Consider the following 2,226-nt stretch of genomic DNA (forward strand, 5'->3'; position numbering starts at 1 on the left):
AGTCGTTCTACGTGACCCGGTTTTCGGCTCCCTGCAACGCCGCATGGCGCGTCCGGAGGCGTCCGCAGCAGGTCGGTAGGTTTCTTCACGACCTCTCAGTCGTCCTCGGTGACCTCGGCGAGCACCAGTCCGGTGGCGCCCTCCTGGCTGCGGGTGAAGGAGATGCAGTGCTCGGCGCCGGTGATGAGATAGAGGTTGAAGCCGTCGGCCTCGCGGTAGGGGTCGATGCCGGCGCCGATGTCGTCATCCAGACAATGCGTGAAGTGCACGTCGGGGAAGGCCTGGCGCAGGGCGGCGACGGAGTCCGCCGTCAGGCCGGCGCGGGTGACGATGGTGGTGACCTGGTCGAGGAATTCGTCGGTGAGCATTGGGGTCGGCGTCGATCGGGTGTGGGTGCGTAAGGCGCTTGTGGGATTCGGCCTCGGGGCGCGGCGTGACACCGCAGGAGCGGTGTCACGAGCGAGCTGGATGGGCGCTCAGGCTTCCTCGGCGCTGCGCTCGAAGCGTACGCGGTCGTCCGTATCCTGGCCCATGATCTTGGCGAGCCACGGCGGGGCCTTGTCGGCGAGCAGCCCGGCGAGGACGGTCACCTGCTCACGGGCATTGCCGCCCTGCGGAAACTTGACCGGGTGGATGTCCCGCTTCACCACCTTGGCCGCGGCGGGGCCGCCGATGCTGGCAACGAACAGCACCTGGCAGTCCTGGATGAGTGCGGCGCGGTGGGCGTTCTTGTCGTCGGCGGCGCTGTCGTCGATGTCGCGCACGTCCACCAGCCGGTTGGTGCCGGCGGCGACCTGGTAGACGAGAAAGCGCCGGCAGGAGCCGAAATGGCCGTCCAGGAGCTCGCCGCCGTTGGACGCGCAGGCGACGCGGATGCTGCCGGCGGGGGCCTCGGCCTCAGTGAGCGGGGCCTCGAGGGGCGGCGGCGGCTCGATGTCTGCGCCCTGGCCCTTGAGCAGTGCGAGCGCGGCCTTGAGGCTGTCGGCATCCACCTCCGCCAGATCGCCGTCGGCGGCGGCCTTGAGCTGCTTGACGGTCAGCCCATCGAGCTGGGCGACGGTGGGGGGCAGGCCCACGGCGTCCGCCAGCACCTTGAGCAGGCGGGCAGGGTCCGTGTCCGGCAGCGCGCGGGCCGCGAGGCCGATGCGCAGCGCGATGTCCTCGGAGAGCACGTGTGGGTTCTGGGCGTCGTTCATGCGCATGGGTCTCGGCTGCGGTGGCAACGGGTGGGGGTGGGACCCCGCGGGTTGGGTCCGGGATCAAGGCGTGGTGGTGGGAGGCGACCTGGCGATGCTGCGGGGCGCGTTGCGCTGTGGATCTCCCGTGCCGTGGTCATCCTGCCGGATCGTCTGCGCCGCGCGGCCTTCCTTGGCCAAGCCCGCGGCGTCCGGTTGCCGAGGCGGCGCCGGCCTGGCGTGTCAGGCCGGTACGATGCAGTCGTCTTCCATGCAGACATCCAGGCACTGCGGATCGGCGTCGTCACACTCGGTGCAGCTTTCGGCGTCGATCTTGTAGACGCCCTTGAAGGGGCTGATGCTGTCGGTGGGGCAGACGGACTCGCAGTCGCCGCAGGCGGTGCAGAGGTCGCGGATGATTTGCAGGGACATAGCAGGTCTCCTGTGTCGGTGGCCTCGGGTTGATGACGGCGGCGGGTCGCTGTCAGTCCTCGGCGCGTTTGAATCTGAGCGTGGTGGGGAAGCTCGGCCGCGGGCTGACCGGGTCGATGTACCAGCGCGAGCCGTCGGTGAGCTCGACGGCGCCGCCCCAGGCGTCGGCGGTATCGGTCTCGACGTTGGCGATGGTCTCTTCCATGTCCTTCTTGGCCACATAGAAGAGCAGGCCGCCGGCGTCGTTCTTTCGGATCATCACATTGGGCATTGCTGACTCCAGGTCCGGGTAACGAGTGTCGAGGGTCGAGATTCGAGGAGGAGTGGGAAGCGGACTTCCTCGTCACTCGCTCCTCGTCACTCGATGCTTTCCCTAGCGGACCAAGTCGTAGTTGTAGTCGGTGACGCCCATCTCGCGCGTCTCGTCATCGAGGCGCTCCAGCACCGCGTTCACCAGGGTGGTGACGATGTACATGGCACCCTCGTAGCCCATGGTCGTCATCCGATGCAGGTGATGGCGGTCGAAGATCGGGAAGCCGATGCGGATCAGCGGCACCTCGTGCTCCTTGCCCTTCTTCAGCGTGTCGCGCTGGATGAACTTGCCGTAGCTGTTGCCGAT

The 2,226-nt window shown here is 67.9% G+C and carries 5 protein-coding genes; all 5 read right to left on the bottom strand.

From position 1 onward, the window contains the following. Positions 1-95: 95 nt before the first annotated feature. Positions 96-368 carry a DUF6129 family protein gene (locus tag QZ607_RS25725; RefSeq protein ID WP_295889120.1) on the bottom strand — a complete coding sequence of 91 codons (273 nt, stop codon included), beginning with the start codon at positions 366-368 and terminating at the stop codon, positions 96-98. Positions 369-476: 108 nt separating this feature from the next. Then, on the bottom strand, positions 477-1,202 hold the full coding sequence (locus tag QZ607_RS25730) for a dinitrogenase iron-molybdenum cofactor biosynthesis protein (RefSeq protein ID WP_295889123.1): 726 nt from the start codon (positions 1,200-1,202) through the stop codon (positions 477-479). A 216-nt stretch (positions 1,203-1,418) separates the two neighbouring features. Further along, positions 1,419-1,607, bottom strand: a complete 189-nt coding sequence (locus QZ607_RS25735) for a DUF362 domain-containing protein (RefSeq protein WP_295889127.1) — start codon at positions 1,605-1,607, stop codon at positions 1,419-1,421. 52 nt (positions 1,608-1,659) lie between these two features. After that, positions 1,660-1,878, bottom strand: a complete 219-nt coding sequence (gene nifT / locus QZ607_RS25740) for a putative nitrogen fixation protein NifT (protein WP_295889129.1) — start codon at positions 1,876-1,878, stop codon at positions 1,660-1,662. A 102-nt stretch (positions 1,879-1,980) separates the two neighbouring features. Beyond that, on the bottom strand, positions 1,981-2,226 hold a 246-nt coding region (locus QZ607_RS25745; protein WP_295889131.1), incomplete at its 5' end, for a nitrogenase component 1.

The organism is uncultured Thiohalocapsa sp., assembly GCF_913063425.1.
Lineage (GTDB): Bacteria > Pseudomonadota > Gammaproteobacteria > Chromatiales > Chromatiaceae > Thiohalocapsa.

Bases quoted from the DNA above. Each gene is read 5' to 3' on its own strand.
- QZ607_RS25725 (WP_295889120.1), bottom strand. From the start codon at position 368: ATGCTCACCGACGAATTCCTCGACCAGGTCACCACCATCGTCACCCGC.
- nifT (WP_295889129.1), bottom strand. From the start codon at position 1,878: ATGCCCAATGTGATGATCCGAAAGAACGACGCCGGCGGCCTGCTCTTC.
- QZ607_RS25730 (WP_295889123.1), bottom strand. From the start codon at position 1,202: ATGCGCATGAACGACGCCCAGAACCCACACGTGCTCTCCGAGGACATC.
- QZ607_RS25735 (WP_295889127.1), bottom strand. From the start codon at position 1,607: ATGTCCCTGCAAATCATCCGCGACCTCTGCACCGCCTGCGGCGACTGC.